Source organism: Leisingera aquaemixtae (genome assembly GCF_019801145.1).
Taxonomy (GTDB): Bacteria; Pseudomonadota; Alphaproteobacteria; order Rhodobacterales; family Rhodobacteraceae; genus Leisingera; species Leisingera aquaemixtae_A.
In genome coordinates this window covers 1-25,484 of the sequence record NZ_JAHVJQ010000012.1, presented here as the reverse complement: position 1 = coordinate 25,484, position 25,484 = coordinate 1, and the positions used below count along the sequence as shown (strand labels likewise).

Genomic DNA, 25,484 nt, shown 5'->3' with positions numbered 1-25,484 from the left:
CGGGCGGGGGCGTCTGAGGCGCCCCCGCACACGGCAAGACTTCCCCTTCGGAAAATCAAATGACGTATATTCTAGTTCTGGAGCAGATCCTGAACGGGCTGCAGCTTGGCATCATGCTGTTCCTGATGGCGGCTGGCCTGACGCTGGTGTTCGGGGTGATGGGGCTGATCAACCTGGCCCACGGCTCGCTCTATATGGTGGGCGCCTTTGCAGCTGCCGCAGTGGCGGGCTGGACCGGATCGTTCCTGCTGGCGCTGATCGCAAGCCTGGCCGCCGCTGCCGCCGCGGGCGCGCTGATGGAGCTGGTGGTGATCCGGCGCCTCTACCGGCGCGACCACCTGGACCAGGTGCTGGCGACCTTTGCGCTGATCCTGATTTTTTCCGAAGGCACCCGCTGGCTGTTCGGCTCCTTCCCGCTGTTTCTGGACGTGCCGTCTTATCTGTCGGGACCGGTGAGCCTGCCGGGCGGCATCGAATACCCGCTGTACCGGCTGACCATCATCCTGATCGGATTGGCAATCGCCGCCGGGCTGTTCCTGCTGATTGCCCGCACCCGCATCGGCATCCAGATCCGCGCAGGCGAGGCCGACCGCGAGATGATTGCCGCGCTTGGCGTCGATATTTCCAAGCTCTACACGCTGGTCTTTGCCCTTGGCGCGGCGCTGGCCGGGCTGGCCGGCGCGCTGGTCGGCGCGATCCAGTCGGTGCAGGTCGGCATGGGCGAGCCGGTGCTGATCCTGGCCTTTGTGGTGATTGTCATTGGCGGTATCGGTTCCATCAAGGGGGCCCTGGCGGGTGCGCTTCTGGTGGGGATGACCGACACGCTGGGCGGTGTGTTCCTGCCGCAGCTGTTTGCGCTGTTCATGGACCCGGCCAGCGCGGCCTCTGCCGGGGCGTCGCTGGCCTCGATGCTGATCTACATTCTGATGGCGGCAATCCTCTTGGTGCGCCCCTCTGGCCTGTATGGAGGGAGCGCATGATGCTGACCCGTGAAAGCCTTCTCAACTGGGCGATGATTGCGGCGCTGCTGATCGTACCGCTGGCGGCCTGGAGCCTGGACGAGCCCTTTATCATCACGCTGGCGACCAAGGCGGCGATTCTGGCGCTGGCCGGGGTGGGGCTGAACATCGCCCTCGGCCTTGGCGGGCTGATCAGCCTGGGCCATGCGGCGTTTTTCGGGATCGGCGGCTATGCCATGGGCATTCTGGCCGCCCATGCCCAGAACTATGAGCCGCTGTTCGAATGGCCGTTCCTGTTTGAGGGCAGCAACCAGATGCCGCTGATCTGGCTGGTGGCGGTTGTTTTCAGCGCTTGTGCCGCGCTGGTGATCGGCGCGCTGTCCTTGCGCACCTCGGGTGTCTATTTCATCATGATCACCCTCGCCTTTGGGCAGATGCTTTACTACTTCGCGATCAGCTGGAGTGCCTATGGCGGCGAGGACGGGCTGTCGATCTGGGTGCGCAATGAATTTCCCGGCCTCAACACGCTGGATCCGATCCAGTTCTTTGCCATTGCCTATGTCATCCTCTGCCTGGCGCTGGTTTTCGCGGCGCGGCTGGCGCGCTCACCTTTCGGGCTGGCACTGGCGGCGGCGCGGCAGAATGAGGACCGGGTGCAGGCGGTGGGCCTTACGCCGTTTACCCTGCGGCTGACGGCCTTTGTGATTTCCGGCGCCATCACCGGGCTGGCGGGGGCCTTGTTTGCCGATCTGAACCGGTTCGTCAGCCCGACCATGCTCAGCTGGCACACCAGCGGCGAGATCATGATCTTTGTGATCCTCGGCGGGGTGGGGCGGCTCTATGGCCCGGTGGCCGGTGCCGCGCTCTATATCCTGCTGGAGCATCTGCTGGGCGGGATCAGCGATTACTGGCAGATCTTCCTTGGCGTGCTGCTGCTGCTCATCGTGCTGTTTGCCCGCGGCGGGCTGATCGGGGCCATTGCAGGACGGGAGAAGGCGCATGGCTGATGTGGTCCTGAAAACACAAGCCCTGAACAAGAGCTTTGGCGCATTGCAGGCAAGCCGCGACGTCTCGCTGGACCTGCGGCCGGGTGAAATCCACGCGCTGATCGGTCCCAATGGCGCGGGCAAGTCCACCCTGATCAAGCAGATTGCAGGCAACCTGGTGCCGGACAGCGGCACGGTGGAGCTGCTGGGGCAGGATGTGACCGCGCTGGACACGGTGGCGCGGGCCCGGATGGGGCTGGGGCGGACGTTCCAAATTTCTGCGCTGGCGATGGAATACACGGTCCTGCAAAACGCGGTGCTGGGGGCGCTTGGCGGGCGGGGCCGCCCGTTCCATTTTTTCCGCAACGTGATGAAGGACGCGGAGTTGCTGGAGACCGCCCGCACCGCATTGGAGCGGGTCGGCCTGACACAGGACGCAAACCGCCGCACCGCGGATCTGTCGCACGGCCAGCGCCGCCAGCTGGAGGTGGCGGTGGCGCTGACGCTGAAGCCGAAGCTGTTCCTGATGGATGAGCCGATGGCGGGGCTTGGCACTGCCGGGTCCAAGGCGCTGACCGGTTTCCTCGACGGGCTTCGGCAAGAGGCGCCGATCCTGCTGGTGGAACACGACATGGACGCGGTCTTTGCCCTGGCGGACCGGATCAGCGTGCTGGTCTACGGCCAGATCATTGCCACCGGCACCGCGGATGACATCCGCGCCAACGCCGAGGTGCGCCGCGCCTATCTGGGAGAGGAGGACGCCGCATGAGCCTGCTGTCATTGCAAGGGGTTGAGGCGTCGTACGGACCGGCGCAAGCGCTGTTCGGCGTCAGCCTGGAGATCGGCGAGGGCGAGGTGGTGGCGCTGATGGGCCGCAACGGCATGGGCAAATCCACCACCATCAAGACGATCTGCGGGATGCTGGCGGCCTCCAAGGGGGAGTTGCGGTTCGACGGCCACGACCTGCGCCAGCTGCCGTCGCACAAGATTGCGCGGCTGGGGGTCGGTCTGGTGCCCGAGGGGCGGCGCTGCTTTGCGCCGCTGACGGTGGAGGAAAACCTGACCGCCGCGGCCCGCCCCGGCCCCTGGGATATGGCCAAGGTGGCAGAACTGTTCCCCCGGCTGGAAGAGCGGCGGACGCAGGCCGCCGGGTCGCTGTCGGGCGGCGAGCAGCAGATGCTGACCATCGGCCGTGCCCTGATGACCAACCCGCGGCTGCTTATTCTGGACGAGGCGACCGAAGGGCTGGCGCCGGTGGTGCGGCAGGAAATCTGGGCAGCGATTGCCCGGCTGAAACGCGAGGCGGGGCTGTCGATCCTGGTGGTCGACAAATCGCTGAAGGAGCTTTCGGCCATCGCCGACCGTGCGGTGATCCTGAACAAGGGCAGCAACGCCTGGGAGGGCCGGATTGCAGAGCTGCCTGCGGAAGTCGCGGACCGGTTCCTTGGGGTCTAGGCCGCGGCTGCAGCCTTCCTAGCCTGGCGGGGGATGAATGGTCTGGCGCTGCAGGCCGGCACGCAGAAAGCCAGGAGGCTTAAGATGCGTCCCGGCCTGCAGGCCGGCACTCATTTCGCCATCAGCCCCGGCAGCCAGGTGCCCACGGCGGGCTGCCAGACAACCAGCACCAGCACCGCCAGCTTGATCAGCAGGAAAGGGGTGACCGCTGCATAGATGTGCTTCATCCCGATGCCCTCGGGGGCGACCCCGCGCATCACAAAGAGCAAAAGCCCGAAGGGCGGGGTCAGGAGGCCGATCTCCATGGTCAGCAGATAGACCACGCCCAGCACCAGCTCGTTGATCCCCATCTGTGCCGCCAGCGGCACAAACACCGGCACCGTTACCATCAGCATCGAGACCTGATCGACGAAGCAGCCGAGCAGCAGCAGGATCACGATCATGCCGGCCAGCACCATGGTGGGGGTCGGGTCCACCGCGTTGATTGCCTTGATCAGCCCGTTGGTGGCGCCGCTGAAGGACAGCACCTGGGCAAAGGTCTGGCTGGCGGCCATGATGAACAGGATCATCACCGACAGCTTCACGGTTTCCATCAGTGCCTTGCCGATCTTGTCCAGCGACAGTGAACGGTAGGCCGCTCCGGTGCCAAGCGCGGCCAGGCAGCCGAGCGCCGCGGATTCGGTTGGGGTGGCAAAGCCCAGCAGCAGGCTGCCGATCACCACCGCGAACAGCACCGACAGCGGCGCCACATAGATCAGGAAGGGGCGCCAGCGTTCCCCCAGGGTCATTTGCGGCAGATCGTCGGGCGGCGCGGCCTTGGGGTCAAGCAGGCTGCGGGCCACGATATAGATCACAAAGGCCGCCGCCAGCAGCAGGGCGGGCATGACGCCTGCCACCAGCAGCCCGGCGATGGAAATCCCGGCAAGGCTGCCGACCAGCACCGCCAGCGCTGACGGCGGGATCAGCATGGCGATGGCGCCCGAAGCCATGATCGGCCCCATCGCCATGGTTGGGTGATAGCCCCGCTGCAGCATCCCGGGCATCAGGGTGGATCCCAGCATGGCGGTATTGGCGATGGTCGATCCGGACAGGGCGGCAAAGATGGTGCCACCGAACACGGTAACCACCGAAAGCCGCCCGGGCACCCGGGTGACCACCCGCTCGATTGCGTCGATGGCGCGGTGGGCGATGCCGGTCTGGAACAGGATTTCCCCCATCAGGATGAACAGGGGGATCGGCGCCATCTGGAAATTGGCCACCGACTGGGTTGCGTTGCGCGCCAGCTGCAGCAGGCCGCGGTCGCCGCCCAGCACCTCATAGGCGCCGATCATGGTGATGGTAATGAAGGCAAAGGCCACCGGCAGGCCGATCAGCAGCAGCGCCGCCAGGCCGCCGAGCATCAGCGAAAGGGTGAGAATCCAGTCCATGGGCGGTCCTTTCAAAGGCCGGTGAGCGGCGCATCATCCGCGGCGGGGCGGAAAATCCTGAGCAGAAATTCAAACGTGCACAGCGCCATCGACAGCGGCAGCACGGAAAGGGTCCACCATTCCGGGAAGGTGAAGGCGGTGCGCACCATGGATCCGCGGGCAAGGGATTGCATCAGCGCCTGCGCGCCGGCCCATCCGAGGGCAGCGCAGGTGGCGGCACCCAAAAGGCAGGCCGCCAGGGCAACCCGGCGGCGGGCGCGCGGCGGCAGCCCCTGGGTGATCAGATCCACCTGCACATGGGCATTCAGGCGCAGCACCCAGGGGGCGCCGAGGAAGGCCGCCGCCATCAGCCCGTATTCAATGGCGTCGAGCGCGCCGTAGATTACCGGCAGGCCGAGGTTGCGCATCAGAACATTGAGCGGGATCACCAGGGTAATGGCGGCGAGGATGGCTGCGCTGAGCCCGGCCAGGCCGGTGAGCAGCGCGCCGAAACTGCGGTCAAAACGGTTCATGGGCAGAAATGCGGGGCGGCGCCGGGCCGCCCCGGTTCCATCACTTCAGCAGGCAGGCCTGCAGCTTTTCGCCAAGCTGCGGGTCTGTCTTCATCACTTCGCCCCAGCCTTCGGTTTGCGCGGTGGCGCTCCACAGTTTGCCGTTCTCGCCGTCCAGTGTGATGGTCTTGATCCCGGCCTCGGCCTGGGCTTTGGCCTCGGCCTGGTTGCGGGCGATGTTTTCGGCGTTCTGGGCCTCGATCCAGGCGGCGCCTTTCTCCAGCAGGGCGCGCTGTTCGCCGCTGAGCCCGTTCCAGCTGTCGAGGTTCACCAGGAAGTTCACGTCGACCTGATAGAAGCCCGGGTCAACGCGGTAGGCGGTCTGCTCGTGCCAGCCGAGGTCCAGCACCCCCTGGCTGGGCCAGCCGTAGCCGTCGATCGCGCCGCGCTCCAGCGCGGTATAGACTTCGCCCGGCGCCGTGCGCACCAGTGTGGCGCCCAGTTTTTCGAACATGGCGCGGTAGACCGGTGTGGTGCGGATGGTCAGGCCGCTCAGATCCGGCCCCTCCAGCGGCTTCGTCAGATATAGATGATAATTCATGTGATCGCCGACCCGGGCGAGGTATTTGACACCCATCTGGTGCTGGTGGACCTGGTCGATCAACTCGTAGCAGCCATTGGCGCGCTGGTCCTGAATGGTGTTCTGCGCCAGGTGCAGCGCATCGCCTGCGGGCAGCAGGTTCGGATAGTAGGCGGTGGTGTTGTTGGCGATGTCCACGATCCCCGCCTGCACCGCATTGCCCAGTTCAAAGGGCGGCACAGCTTCAGGCCCGCCGAGCAGGTCGATCTGCACGACGCCTACGCCGTTTTCGTTCACCCAGTCAACGAAAGCCTCGAAATCGCGGGAAAAAGTTGTCCCGGTGGCAAAGGCGGTCACCGCCTTCAGCGTGACCTCCCCGGCCTGGGCTGAAGCGGCGGTGAGCGTAGCGGCCCCCAGAAGGGCGGCGGCGGCAATCGTGCGAATGGTCATGTTGTTCTCCCTGGATGTGTGGCGGCGTCCGGACCGGGTGGTTTGCAGTCCCTTGTTTTTCCGGACACCTGAGAAAAAGCCTAGGTTCAGGTCGTTTCACCTTCAAGCACGAAGTTTTAGGCTTCAAGTAAGTTTATATGCAAACGCATAAAAAAGTTTCAAGCGCTGCTGTTTTGAGCGGCTGGCGGGCCGGGTGATTCGGGTTTTCCCCACCATCGGACGGCTTGCGGAGGGCGGGCCAGACGCTTGCCTGAGCTTGTTGCGCTCACGTCTCAGCGCTGCCCGGTGCAGCTTGCGCAGGGCTGATAACGGACGCCGCAGCGTGCCGCGGAAACAGGTTCAGCGGGGCGGCTGGGGCGGTCAGGCGGTGAAGCTCTGGATGGTCTTGAGCGCGCCGTCCAGAGCCTCTCCCTTTTCGTCCTGCAGAGCGGCCTCGCGCAGTCGGACCACCCACTGCGGGCCGTCTTCGCGGGCTGCCACCATACGGGCGCCCTGCATCACCTTGTCGAATTTGGAAAGGCCGCGGGCGTGCGTGTCCGAATAGCCCTTGATCAGGCGGCGGCAGCGGATCACCTCAACCGCCATGCCATAGCTCTGCGGCAGGTGGCCGAGCGCTGCGGCCAGCCATGTGTCCAGATGCGCCTGCTCTTGCGCGTGGCGCAGGCTGCGGCGGCGCCAGCTGCGCATACCGCCGAGAACAAAGAGCAGCACAAACCCGCGTAAACCGTCCGTCCGGATGCGGCGGCCGTTGCTGAACAGCCGGTCGAGACGGGCCATCCATTTCGGGCTGTTTTCCACCCGCGCGCCCAGGCGGGCGGGGAGCAGGCCCGCGATCTCATCGGCGCGGGGATGCAGGTAGTCGGTGAGCGTCATCAATTTGCCCTGCGACCCCATCTGCTGCTCGATGCGGCCAAGGCGGCTGCTGCGGGTCTTGAGATCCGCCACCCGGATCACGTCATCATAAGCCATTGCAACGGCGACGTATTTCGCCGCCTCGCGGGACAGCTCATACCCTTTGTCGGCGCTGTCGCGGTCCAGCACATTCTGTAACCGGGCCAGATATTCGGCCCCGTAGGCCGTGTCCTGAAAGTCCACCACCCTGCGCAGCCCCGGCACAGCCATGTCCTGGACCCTGGCCGGGAACTTGGACACCCGTTCCATCAGATCGCCCCAGGCGCGCAATACCTTGTCCGGGCCGGCAGGCGCGGCCGGTGCTTCTGCGGCTGGGGCGGGCTGCGGCCGTTCGCCGTGCTGTGCCAGGTCGAACCCGGCGGCAAAGGCCCGAAGACTGGCCTCGACCCCCTTGCCGCTTGCACGGACCGCGTCCTCAAACGCCGCGCGCGGGAAGGGCAGGGCGCCTGAGCCTGCCAGGGCGCCGAACAGCGAGGCGGAGATCACTGACCCCGACTGCGCCGCAGCGCTTTCCATGTCCGCCATCACCAGCTTTTTTGCTGCGGTCTCCGCGGCGGCGCGCACCTCATCCGCGTCCGCCATGCCATCCCCGGGCACCATCTTCTCAGAAACTGCCAGCGCCCGGTGGGTCGAGGCGATCAGCGTGGTGCGGTCCGGGGTCACGAAGCCGCGCATGATGGCGCGGCCCGCTTCCATCATCTCGGCAGCGATCATGATGTCCACGTCGCCCTGGGCCGGCGCCAGCGAGAACACAGGATGCGGCACATCGCCTGGCGCCATTTCGACATAGTAGATGGTGGCGCCTGTGCGCTGCGCCACGCCGGCCACCGATGTGGCCTGGGCGCTGTAGCCCTGGCTGCGGGCCAGGGACTCGATCCAGTTGGTCAGCACCCCGCCGCCCTGGCCTCCGACTGCGAGAATGGCGATCTTGATAACGCTGTCCTGGCCGAGGTGTTTGCCCCCTGCGGTGACTGGAAGTTCGATGGACATCAGGCAGTCTCCTGGGGTGCTGCGCCGGTAAAACTGAGGCGCCGCGCCGCGCGGCGGGCCTGCAGCCAGGAAATCAGGCGGCGGCGGACACTGGCCGCCCAGCGTTCAAACCCGCCCGGGTTATGCACAACGCGGGCCTCAAAGAAGGAGGGGCAGAGGATCGCTGCATCCGCCACCTCGCCGCAGTTGCCGCAGCCGACGCAGGACTGGTCGATATGGGCCACCGGATCGTCGCGCAGCGGATCATCCAGCTTCTTCAGCGACAGGGAGGGGCAGCCCGACAGCCGGATGCAGGCGTGATCGCCGGTGCAGACGTCCTCATCGACGCCGAAGCGGGGGATTTCCACCCGCGCCCCGTCCTTCACCGCTTGGCTGCGGAGCGGCTTTTCGCGGCGCTGCCGGTTCAGCATGCATTCCGAGGAGGCGACGATCACCTTGGGGCCGCCGTAACTGGTGGTCAGCGCCTCGCGGATGACCGCGCGCATCCTGGGGACGTCATAGGTGCGGTCGATGTGCCGGATCCATTTGACGCCGGCGCCTTCCAGCGCCTTGGTGATCGGGTTGTTGGTGGATTTGGTGGCGTTCATTGCCCGGCTCGACGGGATGTCCTGTCCGCCAGTCGCCGCCGAATAGTAGTTATCGACAATGATCGCGACGCTGTCGGATTTGTTGAACACCATGTTGCCGATCGAGCTGCTGAGGCCGTTGTGCCAGAAGCCGCCGTCGCCGATGATCGAGATTGCGCGCTTGTCGCCGCCGCCGTCGAAGGCCGCGTTCGAGGCGGGACCCAGCCCGTAGCCCATCGTCTGCCCGCCGATTTCAAACGGCGGCAGCGCGGCAAACAGGTGGCAGCCGATATCGGCGGATATCTGATGCTTGCCCAGTTCCTGCTCGACCAGCTTCATCGAGGCAAAGATCGGCCGCTCCGGGCAGCCGGTGCAGAACCCCGGCGGGCGGATCGGCACGGTCTGGCTGAGGTCCGGGATTTCGGGGCGCGGCACATTCGGCGCCCGCACCTGGTCGGGCAGCAGGTGGGCGGCGTATTTGCGGAAGAAGCCGTCCAGCCCGTCCAGCATCACCTGGCCGGTGTATTCGCCGGCCTTGGGAAAGATGCCCTTGCCCTCCAGCCTGGTGCGGCTGCCCGCCTTGAACAGCATGGCGCCAAGCTGCTGCTCGATGAACTCGGGCTGGCCCTCCTCGATCATCAGCACCGCCTCCTTGCCCTCGCAGAAATCCAGGAGATCGCTTTGCACCAGCGGGTAGGCCACGTTCATCACATAAAGCGGCACATCGGTGTTGCCGCTGACATCGGCGAGGCCCAGCCGCTGCAGGGCGCGGATCACGCTGTTGTACATGCCGCCCAGGCAGATCAGCCCGGCCTTGCCCTCCAGCGGGCCGAAGCGTTCGTTCAGCCCCTGCTCCAGGATGAATTTCTCCGCCGCGGGCCAGCGGTTTTCGATCTTGTCATGCTCGTGCTGATACGACATCGGCGGCAGCACCACGCGGCTGAAATCGCGCTGCGGGTTCGCCAGCGCCTGTCGCACGGTCAGCGGCGGGCGCTGGTTGTCGCGGCACGCGAAGCTGCCTGTCACATGGCAGGAACGGATCCGCACCATCAGCATCACCGGCGTGTGCGAGGCCTCCGACAGCGCAAAGCTGTCGCCAACCGACTTGACGATGGAGGGCAGGTTCGGGCGCGGGTCGAGCAGCCAGAATTGCGATTTCATCGCAAAGGCATAGGACCGCTCCTGCATGATCGAGGAGCCTTCGCCGTAATCTTCGCCGACGATGATGATGGCGCCGCCATTGACGCCCGAGGAGGCCAGGTTGGCAAGCGCGTCGGAGGCGACGTTGACCCCGACCGAGCCCTTGAAGGTGACCGCGCCGCGGATCGGATAATGGACCGAGGCGGCCAGCATCGCTGCGGCGGCCGCTTCGGAGGCATTGGCCTCGAACCGCACGCCGAGTTCACCCAGCAGGTCCTCGGCATCGGCCAGCACATCCATCAGATGCGAGATCGGCGCCCCCTGATAGCCGCCGACGTAGCCGACACCGTTTTCCAGAAGCGCCTTGGTGATGGCCAGAATGCCCTCGCCGGTGAAGGTGCTGCCCGCACCCTTCCGCAGATGCTCGACCTCAGCCTTGAATGATCTTTCGGCCATCGGCGCCTCTTTGGATGTGCCGGAGCAATGTTTCCGGGGTCAGAACTGGTTCACACGCACGTTGCGCAGGATCTTCTGCAGCGTGGCGGTAAAGGCGCGCTGTTCGTCCGGGCTGATGCCGTCGAACATCTGCGCGCTGGCGGACGCCACATGCGGCCACAGCTCCTCGTGGGTTTCCCGGCCTTGCCGGGTCATGAAGATACGGGTGGCGCGGCTGTCGTCGGGATCGGTTTTGCGCTCGATCAGCCCGTCGCGTTCCAGTGCGTCAAGCGCGCGGCTTAGGGTGGATTGCTCCACCACAGCATAGACGGACAGGTCGCGGATCAGCAGCCCGTCCAGCACCGAGAGGACCGCCAGCGTCCGCATCTTGGCGGTGGTCAGCCCATGCGCGGCCATTTCCGCGCGCAGTGCCGCGTTGTAGCGGCCCATGATGCGGTTCATCAGGTAGGGCGGGAAGTTTTCCAGCCCGATTTCCCCCAGCCGCGGCAAGGGTTTGTTCTCTTCTGCAGGTGTGTGCGGGGCCGCGGTTTTGTCTGCCGTCATGCATCTGTCCTTTCTGCCAGCTTCAGGCCGGGTCCGGCGCCGGGCAATATCGCTGCGCACCGGGCGCCATGTGTGGCGCAGTGTCTGCCAGCCTCAGGTCCGCGGCACCAGGGCCAGGGCCCGGATCGGGCTGCCGGTGCCGCGCTTGATCTTGAGCGGCGCGGCAATCAGCAGCGCGCCCTTGGGCGGCAGCTTGTCCAGATTGGCAAGCGAGGCAAGGCCGAAACAGTTGTCGCGGTGCAGCAGGTTGTGGGCCGGGTAGGGCGGCTCCATCCCGCCGGCCTGGCCTGCGTCGGTGCCGATGCACTGGCTGCCCCAGCCGGCGATGTTCTTCGACAGCAGATATTCCACCGCGTCCGGCGTCGGCCCGGGGCTGTGCGGGCCGGTTTCATCCGCGTTCAGAAAGGCGTCCTCGTCATGCGCGCGCTTGTCCCAGTCGGTGCGCATCACCACCCATTCGCCGGCGCCGATGTCGCCGTGTTCCGCCTCCCAGGCCCTGATGTGGCCGGCGGTCAGCAGGAAATCGGGGTTTTCGCTGCTCTCCTTGGAGCAATCGATCACATTGACCGGCGCCACCAGGCGCTGCACGTCCAGCGTATCGGTGTAGCCGTCGCTGTGATCCTTGCCGGTGATCCAGTGGTGCGGGGCGTCGAAATGGGTGCCCGAGTGCTCACCCAGGACCATCCAGTTCCAGGCAAAGAACGGGCCGTCCTCGTCATATTCGCTGATCTTGTGGATCTCGACCCTGGGCGTGTTCTTGGCGAAATCCTCCGGCAGGCGCAGGATCGGCGTCTCGGGCCCCAAGGTGCCGGAGCAGTCCACCACTTCGACTTCTCCCGACAGGATCATCGCGCCCAGTCCGTCCAGTGCATTGGCTGCAGTCATGTTCTCTCTCCTGTTGCGCGCGGTCTGAACGCCGCTTCGTGCTTTTGGTGAAGCACTTCCACGAGGAATATACATGTATTTGCAAATTTCCAAGAGGTTTGATTCCCGGGGCCGCAGCGTGGCCTTGGTTGTGGATGCATTGTTTGCGGCTAGCAGCGGGTGCCCGGACTGGGCCGCGTAGCAGGCGAACAGGCTCGAAAACTTCTTTAAAAGATGTGCGCTTGGTTAGGTTTCCGCGGCTTCCAGGGTGCGGATTCTAGTTTTCATGTGCGAGCAGCGCTGCCCTTTGGGCACCCCGCTGCCAGTCCAACAATATGCATTTGCAATTATTTAGTTGCTGCCATTGATCTTGGTTGACGGCCCCGCGGGCATCTTTGTCTCTTTGAGTGCAGCCGCCGGTCCGTACTTCAGAGCGAAGATTCAGGCGCGCTGTCCAGCGGGCTATAAACCAATTTCATTTCATAGAGCGAGAGCAGAGCGTGGCCGCAGGCGTATCCTGCGGCGATGAAAGACCCGCCCCAAGTCTTGCGGCATTCCGAAAGAGTACGCAGCGGATCAGGAAACAGGAATACGGCCTGTAATCAGACTTATGTAAAATAAATGCTGGGTTCTGCTGAGCGGTTTCCCCCGGCAGGGGCCGGGGAAATACGTCTTCAGGCGGTCAGGCGGTCAGGCGGTCAGGCGGTGCGGTTCGCCTTGGAACCCGTGAACCGGAGCAGCTCCGGCGCCGCCCAGATCGAAGCGGCCGACGATGTCGGTCAGGCTTTGCGATTCGTTCTGCAGCAGCTGGCTGGCGGCAGCAGCCTCTTCCGACATGGCGGCGTTCTGCTGGGTCATGCTGTCAAGCTGATGCATGGCGCCGTCGATCTTTTCCAGCCCGCGCGACTGCGCGCGCACGCCGTCGGCAATTTCCGTCACCAGCCCGGACACCGCCGAAACCTGCTCGATGATGCTGGTCAGCGCATCGCCTGCGCGGCCCACCATGGCCACGCCGTTGGCGACATGCTCCTCGCTGGCAGAAGTCAGCCCCTTGATCTGGCCGGCGGCGTTGGACGCGCGCTGCGCCAGCGCCCGCACCTCGGAGGCAACCACGGCGAAGCCTGCGCCGGCGGGGCCTGCGCGGGCGGCCTCGACGCCTGCGTTCAGCGCCAAGAGGTTGGTCTGGAAGGCGATGTCGTCGATCATGTTGATGATCTTGGAAATCTCCGCCGAGGCCTGCTGGATCTGGTCCATGGCCTCCACGGCGGAAGTCACGACGTCGGTGCTCTGCTCCGCCTCGCTGCGGGCGCCGCGCATGGTTTCGTCCATCCGGCCTGCGCGGTCGGCGGTGTCGCGGATGCCGCCGGTCAGCTCGCGGATGGCGCCTGCGGTTTCCTCCAGCGTGGCGGCTTGGCTTTCGGTGCGGTGCGCCATCTCGGTGGCGGCCCCGCGCTGCTCCTCGGAGAAGCGGCCGACGTTTCCGGCGGCGCCGACCACCTCAGCCATTGAGCCGCGCAGCCGCTCCAGGCTGCGGTTGAAGTTCTCCCGCAGGGTTTCGTAGTGGCCGTCGAACGGCGCCTGGATGTCGCAGGCCAGGTTGCCGCGCTGCAGTTCCGACAGGGCCGCGCTCATGCTTTCGACCACGGCGGCGGTGTGGCGGGCGGCCTCCACCTCGCGGGCGGCGGCCTCATCCGCCTCTTTCAGCTTGCCGCGGAACGTGTCGAGGCTGCGGGCCAGGTCGCCCAGCTCATCGCCGCGGGCGAGGCCCTGGATTCCGGTGTCGTAATCGGCGTCGGCCAGCGCATTGGTGGCCTCGCGCAGGGCGTGGATCGGGCGGGTCACGCTGCGCGCCGCCAGCCAGGAGACGCCAACCGCCGCCAGGAGCGCGGCGCCGATCATCGCGGCCGCGATCATGCGGATGCGCTCCACCACGGCAAAGGCGGTGTGCTCATCGGTTTCCAGCACCAGCGACCAGTCAAAACCCGGCAGGTCCAGCGGCATCACCTGGGCAATGGCGCGTTCCCCCAGCGAGGAGGCAACGCCCGCAAACTGGCCTGCTTCACGCGCCTTGGCAGCCTGGATCTGCGGCGTGTTAGGCATCTGCTGCAGCACCGGGAACAGCCCGCCGACAGAGGACGGGCTGCGGGCCAGCCCGTCGCTGCTGACCACATAGATGTTCTGGTGGGTGCCGCCCGACAGGTTGCTGGTCAGCGCCTTGACGATGCCCGCACTGCCCAGCTGGATTGCAATCACCCCGGCGATTTTGCCATTCTTGGCGAACACCGGCGCGGCCATGAAGGCGGCAGCATCCGCGCTGTGGCTGTAGGCGGCAAAGTCCGCCACCGCGACGCTGCCTGCCTCAGCCTCCAGCGCCGTCTGGAACACCTGCGCAAGGCCGCTGCCCGGGGATTCTTCTATGCCGGTCAAAAAATCCCCCTGCTTCTTGACCGAGTAGACCACCTGCCCCTTGGGGGTGATCAGGTAAAGGTCCTGATAGCCGTTCAAGCGCAGGCTTTGCAGGAAGGTCGGGTGGTAGGTGACATGCGACTGGTTGTAATAGGAGCCGTCGCCCGCATCCGTCAGCTCCTCCCGCTGGTCTGCGGGGTTGGGGTTGCCAGCGGCATAGGTCTGTTTCAGATAGGCGATGGGGTCCTCTTCCTCGACCATGCCGATCACCCGTTCGAAATTGCTGATCGCGCGGAAAACCGCGGGCTGGCCTGCCAGGCTGGACACATCCGAGCGCGCGGCCTTGATCAGGAACGCCAGCGCCTGGGCGCCGGACTTGGCCTCGATCTCCTGGGCGGCAAAGGCGTTTTCCCGGATGCTGTGCTCTGCCATGGAATAGACCAGCACCGACACGGTGACCAGGAAGACACCCGTCAGCGCCACCATGATCAGCGGCAGTTTCAGTTTCAGCGGCAGTTTCGTCAGTCGGGGCATTGGCCAGGGTCTCCTGCGGTCTTTGGCGCCCGGGCAGACCGGGGCCTTGAGGAGACTTAACCCGGAAAGTCCTGAAGAAAGTGTGTACCGTGAACAGCCCGCAAATGAAGTTTTCCGGAATTTCCGCGGAAATGATGCCGCAAATTTGAATCGTGCCTCGGGGCGGCGGTTTCTTGGCAGCAAGCCCTTTACGATAAGGCTATTCTGCCCAATGGATCCTGGTTCGCGGGCGCCAGGGGTGACGCAAACCGGCAGGCTGGGCCATGTTCACATTCGGTGACTTCACATCAGTGAAGTTTCCGCAAAAGTAGGCCGCGGCGGCTGCCTGGCGGCGCCTGCGGCGGGTTTTCACGTTGTCATTCCCGCCAAACCGGACCAAAAATCAGCCATGGACAAAAAAGACCACGACATCCTGCGGCTGATCCAGTCGAATGCGCAACTGACCGCAGAGGCGATCAGCCAGGAGGTTGGCCTGTCGGCGCCTGCGGTTCAGAAACGGCTGAAGAAGCTGCGCGATACCGGCGTGATCGCGAAGGAAATCGCCGTCCTGTCGCCCGCGAAGCTTGGCCGCGAGATGACGGTGATCGTGCAGGTGGTGCTGGAGCGTGAAAGCCGGATGCACCTGGATGCCTTCAAGCGCAAGATGCGGCAGGCGCCGCAGGTCCAGCAGTGCTATTACACCACCGGCGAGGCGGATTTCATCCTGGTGGTCATCGTCAAGGACATCAAGGAATACGAGACCTTCACCCAAGAATACTTCTTTGATGAATCCAATGTCAGCCGGTTCACCTCCTCGGTGGTGATGGACCGGGTCAAGGTTTCGCTCGATATCCTGTGACCCAGGCCGCGCCAGGTTTCACTTTGGAGCGGTCCGGACCTCCGGGTGCAGGTTCCTGTAGGGCACCGTGCGCAGATCGCAGGGGAACACTCCCGGTGCGGCAACCGGGTGGACGGCGCTGGCAAGCGGCTCGAAATCGGCGCGGAAATGGGCGGTGCTTTTGACGCAGACGGTGCGGTATTCTGCCGGCTCCAGCCCGATATGGGTGAAATGCGCCAGATCCAGGCACTGGTTGCGAAGGCTGGTCACCACCAGCGTGATGTCCGCCCCGGTCCCCAGCAGCCGCAGCGCCCCCGTCGGGCCAAGCGCCGCCACCCCGCCGCCGTACATCTCTCCGGTATAGCGGCAGCGGCCGTCGCCAAGCGCGAGAACCTGGAATTCCGCCTCAAAGGGCTGATCGCCTGCCGCGCCTGAGCGTCCGCCAAGTGCTGTGCGGAATTTACCGCCCTGCCCCGCCTCATGTGCCGCCGCGGCGGCCGCGGGGTCATGAAACAGCCCCATCAGCACGCGCTGCGCCCCGGCCCGGGCCAGCGCGGCCAGCAGGCCCGTGGTGTCGGATGTGCCGCCTGCGCCCGGATTGTCCTGCACATCCGCCAGCACCACCGGTTTGCCCCTGTGCGGCTGGCAGGCGAGCTCCGCCGCTTGCTCCGGCGTCAGCATCGGGTGGCTGGACCGCCGCTCCAGCCTGGCGAACAGGCCGGCAATATGGTCCGCGGCCTGCGCTGCGGCCCCGGCGGTCCGGGCATAAGCCACGCAGGAGGGGCGTGTGTCCGGGAAATCCGCCGCGGTGAATCCCAGCGCGATGTCCGCCAGCACGCCTGCCTGCTCCAGCGGCGGCAGCACGGCATACAGCTCCCGCCCCGGAGCGGCGCTGGTGTATTGCGCATGCAGCGGGATCAGATAATCCATCTGCCGGAACGCCTTGTGCAGCCTGCCACCTGCCAGCAGGTGCTGCAGCACCGGAACACAGCGGGCGCCGGTTTCACCCATGTCGAGGTGCGGATAGGTGCGGTAGATCGCGATGTAGTCGGCCAGTTCCACCGTGGCAGGCGAAATATTGGCGTGCAGGTCGAGGCTGACCGCGATGGGCAGCTCCGGCCCGGCCCAGGCGCGCAGCCGCCGCAGGATTTCGCCCTCGCCGTCGGGGTGGCTTTCACTCACCATCGCGCCGTGCAGGTCGAGGAATATGCCATCAAGCGGCCCGGCGGCACGCAGCCCGTCCAGGATCATGCCGCTAATGGTGTCAAAGGCGTGATCGGTCACATGCGCCGAGGGTTCCGCCGCGCACCACAGGATCGGGGCGAGTTCCATCCCGGCCTCCTCTGCCGCGCTGGCAAAGCCTGCGATGGGCAGGTTCATGCCGCGGGTCTCGGCGATTACCGCGTCCCCGTGCAGCATGGCTGGCCAGGAATCCGCCATCTCGAACTCTGCCAGCCCGGCCTTGGTGGTGCCGAAGCAATTGGTTTCATGCTGAAAGCCCGCAATGGCGATCCGCGGTTTGGCCTGCATCATGCCTGTTCCTGCCCCCAGACAGTCTGTCCGCGGCGGATGGTGCGGGCGACTTTGGTGGTTTCGATGGCGTCCGGATTGTCCAGCGGATTGCGGTTCAGCACCGCGAAATCCGCCAGCTTGCCCGGTTCGATGGAGCCGCGCGTGCCTTCCTGAAACACCTGCCAGGCGGCGTCGATTGTCTGGGCGCGCAGAGCTGACAGAACGCTGATCCGCTGCGCCTCCCCCAATCTGCGGCCGCTGGCGGTCAGCCGGTTCACGGCGCAATGGGCCAGGTGGATGGGCCGCGTCGGCGTCACCGAGGCGTCGTTGTGGATGGTGTAGCGCACGCCAAGCCGCTCTGCCGACGCGCAGGGGGAAATCCGTTCTGCCCGCTCAGGCCCCAGGAAAGTGTCGTAATGGCGGTCGCCCCAGAAATGCACATGCGCCGGGAAGAAGCTGACGGTCATGCCGAGCTTTGCCATCTGCTGCAATTGGTCGTCGCGCAAGGCTTGCCCGTGGATGATGGTGTGGCGGTGATCGGCGCGCGGGTTGTCTTGCAGCGCCGCCGCCACCGCGTCGATGAACATCTGAGCCCCGGCATCGCCGTTGCAATGGCAGTGGATCTGGAAGCCCAGATCATGCAGCTTCTTCACTTCGCGGCGGTGTTCGGCGGCATCCGCATAAGACATTCCGCAGGGGTGCACCGGATCCACCGGCTTGTGGTACGGCGCGCTGAGCAAGGCGGTCTGCAATTGGAACGCCCCGTCGGTGAACAGCTTGCGCGGCCCAAGGGTGAAATGCGGGTTGCCGGGCCAGTCCAGCGCATCGGGGCCTTTGCTCAGCGCTGGTTCCAGTTCCCCGATCGGCAGCAGCATCAGGTCATATCCGGGGTCCTGATCTGCGGGCAGCGAGGCGAAATGCTCCAGCATATCCCGCGTGGCCCAGGCGTTCTGGGCGTAGGTGACGCCATGCGCCAGATACTCGTCGCGGCAGCTGTTGAACCCGGCCCAGAAGCGGTCGCGGTCAATCAGGAAATCGGTATCGCCCATCTCCCCCATCGCTGACAGGCCTTCGACCAGCCCGGTCAGCGCGCCTGTATCAGGGTCGCGGCCAAAGCGGCCGCCCAAGGGATCTGGCGTGTCGCGGTTGACGCCGCGGCGCTCCAGCGCCAGCGAATTGGCCGCGCCGTTGTGGCCGGAGGCATGAATGACCCAGACGGGATGCTCAGTTGAGACACTGTCCAGCTCGGCGCGTGTCGGCATTCGGCCCTCGGCAATGGCGGTATTGTCAAACAGCACTCCCATCACCCATTCCCCGGCAGGGGTTTCGGCTGCCTTGGCCCGCAGCCGGTCCAGCGCGGTGGGGATATCCGGGCAGTCGCCGCTGGGGGCAGAGGCCAGGTTGACCCGGAACAGCCGGATGAAGCCGGGATCGGGGAAATGCCCGTGCGGGTCGATGAAGGCGGGGATCAGGGTCTGGCCCCTCAAATCCACTTCATCGGTGCCCGCAGGCATCTGCGCGCGCAGGTCCGCCTCAGGGCCAACAGCGCGGATGATCTCGCCTTCGGTCAGCACCGCCTGGGCGCAGGAATTGGCCGCGTCCATCGTCAGGACAGCGCCGTTGAAATACAATGTGCTGGTCATGGTCTTTCAGGTGTTGAGGGGTTTCGGGCGGAGAGCCGTCAGCTCAAGGGCGCAAGGCAGCGCAACCCGTGGCCGTTTTCGACCTCCCATTGCGGGGTTTGACTGCAGACCTCCTGCGCGAAGGGACAGCGCTCGCGGAACTCGCAGCCCTTGGGGCGGCGCAGCAGGCTGGGCGGCTCGCCTTTCAGGGCGATGCGCTCCAGCCGGGCATCGGGGTCGGGTTCCGGGTTCGCGGACAACAGGCACCGGGTGTAGGGATGGCGCGGCTCCTTGAAGATGGCCTCGGTGGTGCCTTCCTCGACCAGCCGGCCCAGGTACATGATTCCCATCCGGTCGGCCACGTGGCGCACGACATTGAGGTTGTGGGTGATGATCACCATCGCCAGCCCCAGCCGTTCGCGCAGGTCGTTCATCAGGTTCAGCAGCTCCCCCTGCACCGAGACGTCAAGCCCCGCAGTGGGTTCATCCGCCAGGATCAGCTTGGGCTCCAGCGCCAGTGCCCGGGCCACGCCCACCCGCCGTGCCTGCCCGCCGGACAGCTGATAGGGATAGCGGTCGGCGAAATGCGCAGGCAGGTTCACCATCTCCAGAAGGCGTTTGGCTTCGGCGTCCAGATCGCGGTCTTTCATGCCTTGGATGCGGTAGGGTTCGGTGATCAGGCTGCGGATCGTCAGGCGCGGCGACAGGCTGCCGACCGGATCCTGGAACATCATCGCGATGTCCTTGCGCAAGGGGCGCAGCTCCCGTTCCGAGGCGCCGCGGATCTCGCGGCCGTCGAATTTGACCGACCCTTCCTGCGCCGGGGCAAGACCGGCGATTGCGCGGATCACCGTGGTCTTGCCGGAGCCGCTCTCGCCCACCAGGGCATAGGTCTCGCCCGGCTCCACGGTGAAGCTGACACCGGCCAGCACATTGACCGGGCCATAGCTGGTTTTCAGGTTTTTGACATCCAGCAGGCTCATTCTGCGGCCTCCTTGTGGTTCAGCCAGCAGGCGGCGTGGTGGCCATCTTTCAGCTGTGTCAGCGGCGGCACCTCAGCCGCGCAGCGCGGCATCGCCTGGTCGCAGCGGTCGCGGAAGATGCAGCCGCCGGGCAAGTTGGCCAGATCCGGCACCTCGCCCGGGATCGTTGGCAGCACGCGGGCGCGCTCCTTGATGTGGCCCGGGTCGCAGTCGATCAGGCGGCGGGTGTAGGGGTGCTTGGGATCGTGGAAGATCTCGCGCACCTCGCCGCTTTCGACCACGGCGCCCGCATACATCACCACCACCCGGTCGCAGAGCTCCGCGATCACCCCCAGATGGTGCGAAATGAACAGGATGGCGCAGTTGAATTCCTGCTGCAGCTCCTGCAGGCGCTCGATGATCTGAACCTCCAGCGTGGCATCCAGCGCCGTGGTCGGCTCATCCGCGATCAGCAGGTCCGGTTCCGACATCAGCGCCATGGCGATGGCGATGCGCTGCCGCATACCGCCCGAAAACTCATGCGGAAACTGGTTCAGCCGTGCCTCCGGGTCAGGGATGCCCACCGCGCCAAGCATCTGCGCTGCGCGGGCGCGCTTGTCGGCCTTGGGCGCCTTGGAGCGGTGCTGGATATCCAGCATCTGCTGGCCGATCGACAAGACCGGGTTGTGGGTTTGCATCGGGTCCTGAAACACGATGGAGATGTCTGCACCGCGCAGATCGCGCATCTTGCGCTCCGGCAGCTGCAGCAGATCCTGGCCCTTGAACCGCACCTCGCCCTGGCGGAAACGGGTGTTCGGGGCGGTCAGCCGCAGGATAGAGGAGATCAGGGTGGACTTGCCGCAGCCCGATTCCCCGACGATGCCGACAATCTCGCCCTTGCGCACATCAAAGGAGATATCGCGCAGGGCCTTCAGGTCACCGCGGGCGGTCTCATAGTCGACACTGAGGCGGTCGATTTCCAGAAGCGTATCAGTCATCGCTGTTTCCTCAGTTTCGGGTCAACCACATCGCGCAGGGACTCGCCCAGGAAGGTGAAGCCAAGGGTTGCCAGGATGATCGGCAGTCCGCCGCCCACCACCAGCCAGGGGGTCTGGCGGATCAGCGAATAACCGTCCTTCAGCAGTGCGCCCCAGCTGGGTGTCGGCGGTTTCACCCCGAGGCCGAGGAAGGACAGCCCCGCCTCCAGCGCGATCACAGTTGGGATATCCATCGCCGCCAGCACCGCCAGCACGCCGACGATATTGGGCAGCATGTGCACGCCCAGAATGCGCTTCATGCTGGCGCCCATTGAGCGTTCGGCCAGGATGAACTCGGAATTGCGCAAGGTCAGCGTCTGGGTCCGTGCCACCCGGCCATAGGTCGGGATCGAGGTCGCCATGACCACAAACACCACGGTCTGCAGGCTTGGCCCCACCAGCGCCACCACGGCCAGGGCAAACATCACGGTCGGGAAAGAGCGGATGGTGTCGAAGAACAGCATCAGCAGGTTGTCGAGCCATTTCGGCCCGTAACCGGCAATCATGCCCAGCGTCAGGCCAATGGCCATGGCGCCGAAGACAGCCGGCAGGGCAACCTGCAGCGCCACCTGGCCGCCCGCAATCACGCGGGAAAACGTATCGCGGCCCAACTGGTCGGTGCCCAGAAGATGGGTCCAAGAGGGTCCCTGCAGCCGGTCCTTGATGTTCATGCCAACCGGATCGAAGGGCACGATCCAATAGGCGAAGATTGCGCAGAACACGATGGTGCCGACGATGATCAGCCCCATCAGCCCCAGCGGGTCGCGCGCGACGCCGGTGACGATCTGGCCCAGTTCGGAACGGGATTTTGCCATATCTCACGCCCTCCTTATGCTGCCGTGCGGGCACGGGGATCGAGCCAGGCGTTGATCAGATCAGCCAGCGCGGTGGAGACCACAAACAAGCCGGTCGAGATCAGCACCGATCCCATCACGATCGGGTAATTGCGGGTAGTGATCGAGTCGATCACCAGCTTGCCCAGGCCGGGGCGGGCAAAGACGATCTCGGCAAAGACGGCGGAGGATAGCAGGAACCCCATGCCAACGCCGATCACCGTGACCACCGGCAGGATGGCGATGCGCAGCGCATAGACCATCACCACCCGGCGCTCATGGATGCCAAAGGCGCGGGCGGTGCGGATGTGGCTCTCGCCCATCACCTCCAGCATCGAGGCGCGCACCAGCCGGGCGATATAGCCGACCCAGCTGAGGCCGATGGCAAAGGCAGGCAGCACCAGGTGGTCGAGGCGGCCCCAGAACCCTTCGCCTGCGCCGATGGCCGGGAACCACTGCAGATGCACCGCAAAGATCAGCAGCGAAAGCAAAGCGACCACAAAGGCGGGCGCGGCGACGAAGCTAACGGAAAGCGCGGCGGCAATACGGTCGATCAGCGTATTGGGATGCGCCGCGGCATAGGCGCCCAGACCGATGCCCAGAAGCGCCGACCACAGGATCGAGGCAAAGATCAGCGCCAGCGTATGCGGCAGCTGTTCAAAGACAATCGCCGTTACCGACCGGCCCGAGAACACGTCGATGCCCAGGTCGCCCTGCACCAGGTTGCCGTAGAAGATCAGCAGCTGTTTCCAGATCGGCTGGTCCAGCGCCAGTTCCGCCGTCAGCCGCGCCTGCAGCTCTGGCGTGGCGCGCGGGCCCAGCATGATCTGGACCGGATCGCCGGGCACGGCGCGGATCATCAGGAACATGACGGTGACCGCCACGATCAGGATCAGCAGTGCCAGCCCGAACCGCCGGGTTGCATAAAGTAACATGGCCGCATGGCTCCCTTGGTCTCGCGGTGCGGATGAAAACGGCACGGCTGCGCCGCATACTGCAGCCGTGCCAGGTCAGGCCCGGGGGGAGGACCGGGCCTGAGGGGAGAATCAGGCCTTGCCGAAGTAGCGCAACAGCGCCAGCCCGTCGGGCCGCAGCGCCGGCACAATACCTGCCGAGTGGATCACCGGCGTCGCCTCATGGGTCAGGAACCGGTAGGCGCCGCTTTCCTCCATCAGATCCTGCGCCCGCCGGTACATCTCATCCCGTTTGGCCAGGTCGGTCAACTGCGAGGCCTCGGCGTGGATCTTGTCGAACTCCTCATTGCTGAACTGCTCCCAGTTCCAGTGGCCGACCTGTTCGGTGGTGAACCAGGAGGTCGCGTAGTACGGGTCCGGGGTCATCGAGTAGCGGTTCAGCACCAGCTGCAGGTCCTCGTTGTCGGCGCTGGCCCAGAAGGCCCCGGATTCCAGCACGTTGACCTCAACCGTGATGCCGATCTGCGCCAGCGTCGCCTGGATCACCTGCGCCGCGGTGGTGAAGGTGGTCTTGTTCAGCGTGTCGAGCTTCAGCGTGACGTTGGTTTCACCGGATTCGGCCAGCAGTTCCGCTGCCTTGGCAAAATCGGCCTGCGGCGGCACCAGAGACTGCGGACGGTGGCCCGCCAGGCCCGGCGCGATGATGCCGGTCGAGGGCTCGACGGCACCGAAATAGGCGGCTTCCAGGACCGAAGGCACGTCAATCGCGTGCTGGATCGCCTGGCGCAGTTTCTTGTTCTGCAGCTTGGGGTGGTCCAGGTTCATGCCGAGCCATGCATAATAGAGCGACGGATACTCCAGCAGCGTGCCGCCATTGGGCACACCGGCGCGGTAACGCTCGACAGAGCCGAGCGAGACGCGGGTGAAATCCAGCTCGCCTGCTTCAAAGGCGATTTCAGCGGTGTTTTCATCGTCGATCGGCAGGATCTCAATGGTGTCCCATGCCGGGGCTTCGCCCTTCCAGTCCGGGTTGCGCTTGAGCACGGTCTTTTCCTTCGGCGACCAGCTGTCGCGCAGGTAGGGGCCAGATTCCGCCAGCGGATCGGTGGTTGCCTTGCCGCCCGCGGCCTCCCAGGCCTTTTTCGACACGATGTTGCCGGTGATATAGGGCAGCGCAATGGACCACAGCGGCGCAAAGGGTTCCTTCAGCACGATGGTGCCTTCCCGTTCGCCGGTCACTTCCACGTGGCTCAGCGGCCCCATGTCGGGCTTGTTGGGGCTGTCGGTGGCCTCGTCCACGATCCGTTCAAAGCTGAATTTCACGTCTTCGGCGGTCATTGCCCCAAAGCCATTGGTGAACCCGATGTCGTCGCGCAGCGCGAATTTGATGTGGGTGTCGTCGCCCTGCTCGATCATCGCGGCGGCGTCCATCTGCCAGTCCCATTCGCGGCCCGGCTTGTACTGGATCAGCTTGTTGTAGATCGAGGCATGGATTTCCTCGTCGATCACGCCCTTGGAGAAGGCCGGGTCGATGCTTTGCATGTCGCCGTAGGAACGCACCCGCAGGGTGCCGCCTTCCGCCGCCATGGCGCGGCTGCCCAGGCCCATGGGCAGCGCCGCCGCCGCCCCCAGCGCCATGGCGCCCTTCAGAAATCCGCGGCGTCCCAGCGCCGTCTTGGTCCATTCGATCTTCATGGTGTCCTCCCTTGGATCAGATCAGCTCCGCCTGTGCTCCTCCGGTCTGCTTGCGCCTCGCGGCGCGGCCCTTGGCGGGTCTTTCTGCAGGTTTCGGTTTCCCCAAGCCCAGACGGCTTGGTTACAGAAAACGCCTGTTTCGCGGATTGAGGAACTGTGCAAACATGCGCGAACCGGCGCGGCATGCATCATCCCCGCGTCAGTTCGCGAAAGGAAATTGGCCATGCCGGAAAATTTTTCTGAAAACCTGCGTTCGCTCTGCGCCGAACATGGCAGCATTGCGCAAATCTGCCGCGAGGTCGGAATCAACCGGCAGCAGTTCAACCGCTACCTCAACGGCTCCAGCCTGCCCGCAGCCCATAACCTGCGCCGGATTGCCCGGTATTTCGAGATCCCGGAGGCGCGGCTGTTTGCCCCCCAGGCAGAGTTCGAAGCCCAGCTCAGCGACGCCGCCCGCTCTACGCCGCCGGGACCCAGCGACAGTTTTCTGGAGCCATTCCGCGGCCAGCAGCGCAATCTGAAGCGCTATCTGGGCTTTTACCATGCCTATTTCCGGACACCCTCCTGGGGCGAGGGGATCTTCTGCTCCCTGACCCGTTTCATCGAGAAGGACGGGTTTATCCTGTCGCGCAACTTGGAAATTGCCCATGATCCGGAGCAGAGCATCCGGCAAATCTCGCGCTACGAAGGCATGGTGACCCAGCGCGGCAACCGGCTGTTCATCACCGAGCATGAGCGCGCCCATGAGGGCAGCGTGGCGCAGACCATCCTGTTCTCGGCGCACCGGCAGCAGCTGAAATACCTGCGCGGCATGACCATGGGCGTGGCCTGGCGCCCGTTCCCGCGCCCTTATGCGGCGCGGGCGATCTGGAAACGCCTGGATGAGCGGGTGTCGGCGCGCGAGGCGATTGCCGCCTGCGGCGTCTACCCGGTGCGCAGCACGCGGATCGACCCGACCGTCAGGAATTACCTGGAATCCGCGGCCAAAGAGGATCTTCCCGACATGGCTGGAGGCGTCCTGCTCTGAACCGCGCCGGCCAAAACTTTTCCGCAAAAGTTTTGGCATATTCCTTGGTCAAGGAATTTGGCCCGGGTGCGGTCAGCGGCCAGTTCCCTCCAGGGCGTCCTCGTCTCCTTCGGGCATCTCCTCGATCAGCCGTGTCTCCAGCAGCTGTCCGTTGCGGTAGAGCACCGGATAGGCGACGGCGGCGATATGGCTGTTGAACTCGCGCAGGGCGCGCAGCGTCTCCAGGTGGATGTCGGAAGTGTCGAAACTCTCCCGGCCGCCGTCCTGCAGCCGCCGCAGGTGCCGCTTGCGGCTGTCGCGCTCCAT

Annotated in this window: 21 protein-coding genes and 1 pseudogene; 6 read left to right on the top strand and 16 right to left on the bottom strand. The window is 65.2% G+C overall.

Annotated features, from left to right (window positions below; genetic code table 11):
• Window positions 1-59: 59 nt before the first annotated feature.
• From KUW17_RS20480 to KUW17_RS20465, 4 genes are read left to right on the top strand one after another with little or no spacing between them, the layout of a single operon-like run.
• The gene (locus tag KUW17_RS20480; RefSeq protein ID WP_222482167.1) at window positions 60-980 is read left to right on the top strand and encodes a branched-chain amino acid ABC transporter permease; all 921 of its coding nucleotides are present in this window, start codon (window positions 60-62) and stop codon (window positions 978-980) included.
• Window positions 977-1,966 (top strand): branched-chain amino acid ABC transporter permease, encoded by a 990-nt coding sequence (locus tag KUW17_RS20475; RefSeq protein WP_409996787.1) that lies wholly within the window; start codon window positions 977-979, stop codon window positions 1,964-1,966. Before KUW17_RS20480 ends, KUW17_RS20475 begins: the two co-directional genes overlap by 4 nt.
• Complete coding sequence (locus tag KUW17_RS20470) at window positions 1,959-2,714, top strand: ABC transporter ATP-binding protein (RefSeq protein WP_222482166.1); 756 nt, start codon at window positions 1,959-1,961, stop codon at window positions 2,712-2,714. Before KUW17_RS20475 ends, KUW17_RS20470 begins: the two co-directional genes overlap by 8 nt.
• Entirely contained in the window at window positions 2,711-3,400 is a 690-nt protein-coding gene (locus KUW17_RS20465; protein WP_222482165.1) for an ABC transporter ATP-binding protein, read from the top strand. Before KUW17_RS20470 ends, KUW17_RS20465 begins: the two co-directional genes overlap by 4 nt.
• Window positions 3,401-3,510: 110 nt before the next feature.
• On the opposite strand, the gene KUW17_RS20460 is transcribed toward KUW17_RS20465, so the two are convergent.
• The 8 genes from KUW17_RS20460 to KUW17_RS20425 form a co-directional block, all read right to left on the bottom strand.
• Window positions 3,511-4,827, bottom strand: a complete 1,317-nt coding sequence (locus KUW17_RS20460; protein WP_222482164.1) for a TRAP transporter large permease subunit — start codon at window positions 4,825-4,827, stop codon at window positions 3,511-3,513.
• A gap of 11 nt (window positions 4,828-4,838) precedes the next feature.
• The gene (locus KUW17_RS20455) at window positions 4,839-5,339 is read right to left on the bottom strand and encodes a TRAP transporter small permease (protein ID WP_222482163.1); all 501 of its coding nucleotides are present in this window, start codon (window positions 5,337-5,339) and stop codon (window positions 4,839-4,841) included.
• Between the two features lie 40 nt (window positions 5,340-5,379).
• Complete coding sequence (gene dctP, locus KUW17_RS20450) at window positions 5,380-6,348, bottom strand: TRAP transporter substrate-binding protein DctP (RefSeq protein ID WP_222482162.1); 969 nt, start codon at window positions 6,346-6,348, stop codon at window positions 5,380-5,382.
• Between the two features lie 360 nt (window positions 6,349-6,708).
• Complete coding sequence (locus tag KUW17_RS20445) at window positions 6,709-8,250, bottom strand: indolepyruvate oxidoreductase subunit beta family protein (protein WP_222482161.1); 1,542 nt, start codon at window positions 8,248-8,250, stop codon at window positions 6,709-6,711.
• Window positions 8,250-10,412, bottom strand: coding sequence for an indolepyruvate ferredoxin oxidoreductase subunit alpha (locus tag KUW17_RS20440; protein ID WP_222482160.1), 2,163 nt, complete (start codon window positions 10,410-10,412; stop codon window positions 8,250-8,252). Before KUW17_RS20440 ends, KUW17_RS20445 begins: the two co-directional genes overlap by 1 nt.
• 39 nt (window positions 10,413-10,451) lie before the next feature.
• Entirely contained in the window at window positions 10,452-10,955 is a 504-nt protein-coding gene (locus KUW17_RS20435) for a MarR family winged helix-turn-helix transcriptional regulator (protein ID WP_222482159.1), read from the bottom strand.
• Window positions 10,956-11,048: 93 nt separating this feature from the next.
• The gene (locus KUW17_RS20430; RefSeq protein ID WP_222482158.1) at window positions 11,049-11,840 is read right to left on the bottom strand and encodes a cyclase family protein; all 792 of its coding nucleotides are present in this window, start codon (window positions 11,838-11,840) and stop codon (window positions 11,049-11,051) included.
• Between the two features lie 669 nt (window positions 11,841-12,509).
• Complete coding sequence (locus KUW17_RS20425; protein WP_222482157.1) at window positions 12,510-14,759, bottom strand: methyl-accepting chemotaxis protein; 2,250 nt, start codon at window positions 14,757-14,759, stop codon at window positions 12,510-12,512.
• A 388-nt stretch (window positions 14,760-15,147) separates the two neighbouring features.
• Here KUW17_RS20425 and KUW17_RS20420 point away from each other — a divergent pair, with 388 nt between their 5' ends.
• Window positions 15,148-15,597, top strand: a complete 450-nt coding sequence (locus KUW17_RS20420; protein ID WP_222482156.1) for an Lrp/AsnC family transcriptional regulator — start codon at window positions 15,148-15,150, stop codon at window positions 15,595-15,597.
• 18 nt (window positions 15,598-15,615) lie between these two features.
• On the opposite strand, the gene KUW17_RS20415 is transcribed toward KUW17_RS20420, so the two are convergent.
• The 7 genes from KUW17_RS20415 to KUW17_RS20385 all read right to left on the bottom strand — a co-directional run bounded on the left by KUW17_RS20415 (window position 15,616) and on the right by KUW17_RS20385 (window position 24,151).
• The gene (locus KUW17_RS20415; RefSeq protein ID WP_409996786.1) at window positions 15,616-17,109 is read right to left on the bottom strand and encodes a M81 family metallopeptidase; all 1,494 of its coding nucleotides are present in this window, start codon (window positions 17,107-17,109) and stop codon (window positions 15,616-15,618) included.
• Complete coding sequence (locus KUW17_RS20410; RefSeq protein ID WP_222482154.1) at window positions 17,106-18,731, bottom strand: amidohydrolase; 1,626 nt, start codon at window positions 18,729-18,731, stop codon at window positions 17,106-17,108. Before KUW17_RS20410 ends, KUW17_RS20415 begins: the two co-directional genes overlap by 4 nt.
• 38 nt (window positions 18,732-18,769) lie before the next feature.
• Window positions 18,770-19,693 (bottom strand): ABC transporter ATP-binding protein, encoded by a 924-nt coding sequence (locus KUW17_RS20405; RefSeq protein WP_222482153.1) that lies wholly within the window; start codon window positions 19,691-19,693, stop codon window positions 18,770-18,772.
• Window positions 19,690-20,670: an ABC transporter ATP-binding protein gene (locus KUW17_RS20400; RefSeq protein WP_222482152.1), complete on the bottom strand. Its 981-nt coding sequence runs from the start codon at window positions 20,668-20,670 to the stop codon at window positions 19,690-19,692. The genes KUW17_RS20405 and KUW17_RS20400 overlap by 4 nt, the downstream gene beginning before the upstream one ends.
• Window positions 20,667-21,524 carry an ABC transporter permease gene (locus tag KUW17_RS20395; RefSeq protein WP_065266562.1) on the bottom strand — a complete coding sequence of 286 codons (858 nt, stop codon included), beginning with the start codon at window positions 21,522-21,524 and terminating at the stop codon, window positions 20,667-20,669. Before KUW17_RS20395 ends, KUW17_RS20400 begins: the two co-directional genes overlap by 4 nt.
• A 14-nt stretch (window positions 21,525-21,538) precedes the next feature.
• Window positions 21,539-22,477, bottom strand: a complete 939-nt coding sequence (locus tag KUW17_RS20390) for an ABC transporter permease (protein ID WP_222482151.1) — start codon at window positions 22,475-22,477, stop codon at window positions 21,539-21,541.
• 111 nt (window positions 22,478-22,588) lie between these two features.
• On the bottom strand, window positions 22,589-24,151 hold the full coding sequence (locus KUW17_RS20385; RefSeq protein ID WP_222482150.1) for an ABC transporter substrate-binding protein: 1,563 nt from the start codon (window positions 24,149-24,151) through the stop codon (window positions 22,589-22,591).
• Window positions 24,152-24,374: 223 nt separating this feature from the next.
• Here KUW17_RS20385 and KUW17_RS20380 point away from each other — a divergent pair, with 223 nt between their 5' ends.
• Entirely contained in the window at window positions 24,375-25,178 is an 804-nt protein-coding gene (locus KUW17_RS20380; protein ID WP_222482149.1) for a helix-turn-helix transcriptional regulator, read from the top strand.
• 72 nt (window positions 25,179-25,250) lie between these two features.
• Here KUW17_RS20380 and KUW17_RS20375 read toward each other — a convergent pair.
• Window positions 25,251-25,484, bottom strand: a pseudogene (locus KUW17_RS20375) (Na/Pi cotransporter family protein); the annotation flags it as partial.

Bases quoted from the DNA above. Each gene is read 5' to 3' on its own strand.
- KUW17_RS20480 (WP_222482167.1), top strand. From the start codon at position 60: ATGACGTATATTCTAGTTCTGGAGCAGATCCTGAACGGGCTGCAGCTT.
- KUW17_RS20475 (WP_409996787.1), top strand. From the start codon at position 977: ATGATGCTGACCCGTGAAAGCCTTCTCAACTGGGCGATGATTGCGGCG.
- KUW17_RS20470 (WP_222482166.1), top strand. From the start codon at position 1,959: ATGGCTGATGTGGTCCTGAAAACACAAGCCCTGAACAAGAGCTTTGGC.
- KUW17_RS20465 (WP_222482165.1), top strand. From the start codon at position 2,711: ATGAGCCTGCTGTCATTGCAAGGGGTTGAGGCGTCGTACGGACCGGCG.
- KUW17_RS20460 (WP_222482164.1), bottom strand. From the start codon at position 4,827: ATGGACTGGATTCTCACCCTTTCGCTGATGCTCGGCGGCCTGGCGGCG.
- KUW17_RS20455 (WP_222482163.1), bottom strand. From the start codon at position 5,339: ATGAACCGTTTTGACCGCAGTTTCGGCGCGCTGCTCACCGGCCTGGCC.
- dctP (WP_222482162.1), bottom strand. From the start codon at position 6,348: ATGACCATTCGCACGATTGCCGCCGCCGCCCTTCTGGGGGCCGCTACG.
- KUW17_RS20445 (WP_222482161.1), bottom strand. From the start codon at position 8,250: ATGTCCATCGAACTTCCAGTCACCGCAGGGGGCAAACACCTCGGCCAG.
- KUW17_RS20440 (WP_222482160.1), bottom strand. From the start codon at position 10,412: ATGGCCGAAAGATCATTCAAGGCTGAGGTCGAGCATCTGCGGAAGGGT.
- KUW17_RS20435 (WP_222482159.1), bottom strand. From the start codon at position 10,955: ATGACGGCAGACAAAACCGCGGCCCCGCACACACCTGCAGAAGAGAAC.
- KUW17_RS20430 (WP_222482158.1), bottom strand. From the start codon at position 11,840: ATGACTGCAGCCAATGCACTGGACGGACTGGGCGCGATGATCCTGTCG.
- KUW17_RS20425 (WP_222482157.1), bottom strand. From the start codon at position 14,759: ATGCCCCGACTGACGAAACTGCCGCTGAAACTGAAACTGCCGCTGATC.
- KUW17_RS20420 (WP_222482156.1), top strand. From the start codon at position 15,148: ATGGACAAAAAAGACCACGACATCCTGCGGCTGATCCAGTCGAATGCG.
- KUW17_RS20415 (WP_409996786.1), bottom strand. From the start codon at position 17,109: ATGATGCAGGCCAAACCGCGGATCGCCATTGCGGGCTTTCAGCATGAA.
- KUW17_RS20410 (WP_222482154.1), bottom strand. From the start codon at position 18,731: ATGACCAGCACATTGTATTTCAACGGCGCTGTCCTGACGATGGACGCG.
- KUW17_RS20405 (WP_222482153.1), bottom strand. From the start codon at position 19,693: ATGAGCCTGCTGGATGTCAAAAACCTGAAAACCAGCTATGGCCCGGTC.
- KUW17_RS20400 (WP_222482152.1), bottom strand. From the start codon at position 20,670: ATGACTGATACGCTTCTGGAAATCGACCGCCTCAGTGTCGACTATGAG.
- KUW17_RS20395 (WP_065266562.1), bottom strand. From the start codon at position 21,524: ATGGCAAAATCCCGTTCCGAACTGGGCCAGATCGTCACCGGCGTCGCG.
- KUW17_RS20390 (WP_222482151.1), bottom strand. From the start codon at position 22,477: ATGTTACTTTATGCAACCCGGCGGTTCGGGCTGGCACTGCTGATCCTG.
- KUW17_RS20385 (WP_222482150.1), bottom strand. From the start codon at position 24,151: ATGAAGATCGAATGGACCAAGACGGCGCTGGGACGCCGCGGATTTCTG.
- KUW17_RS20380 (WP_222482149.1), top strand. From the start codon at position 24,375: ATGCCGGAAAATTTTTCTGAAAACCTGCGTTCGCTCTGCGCCGAACAT.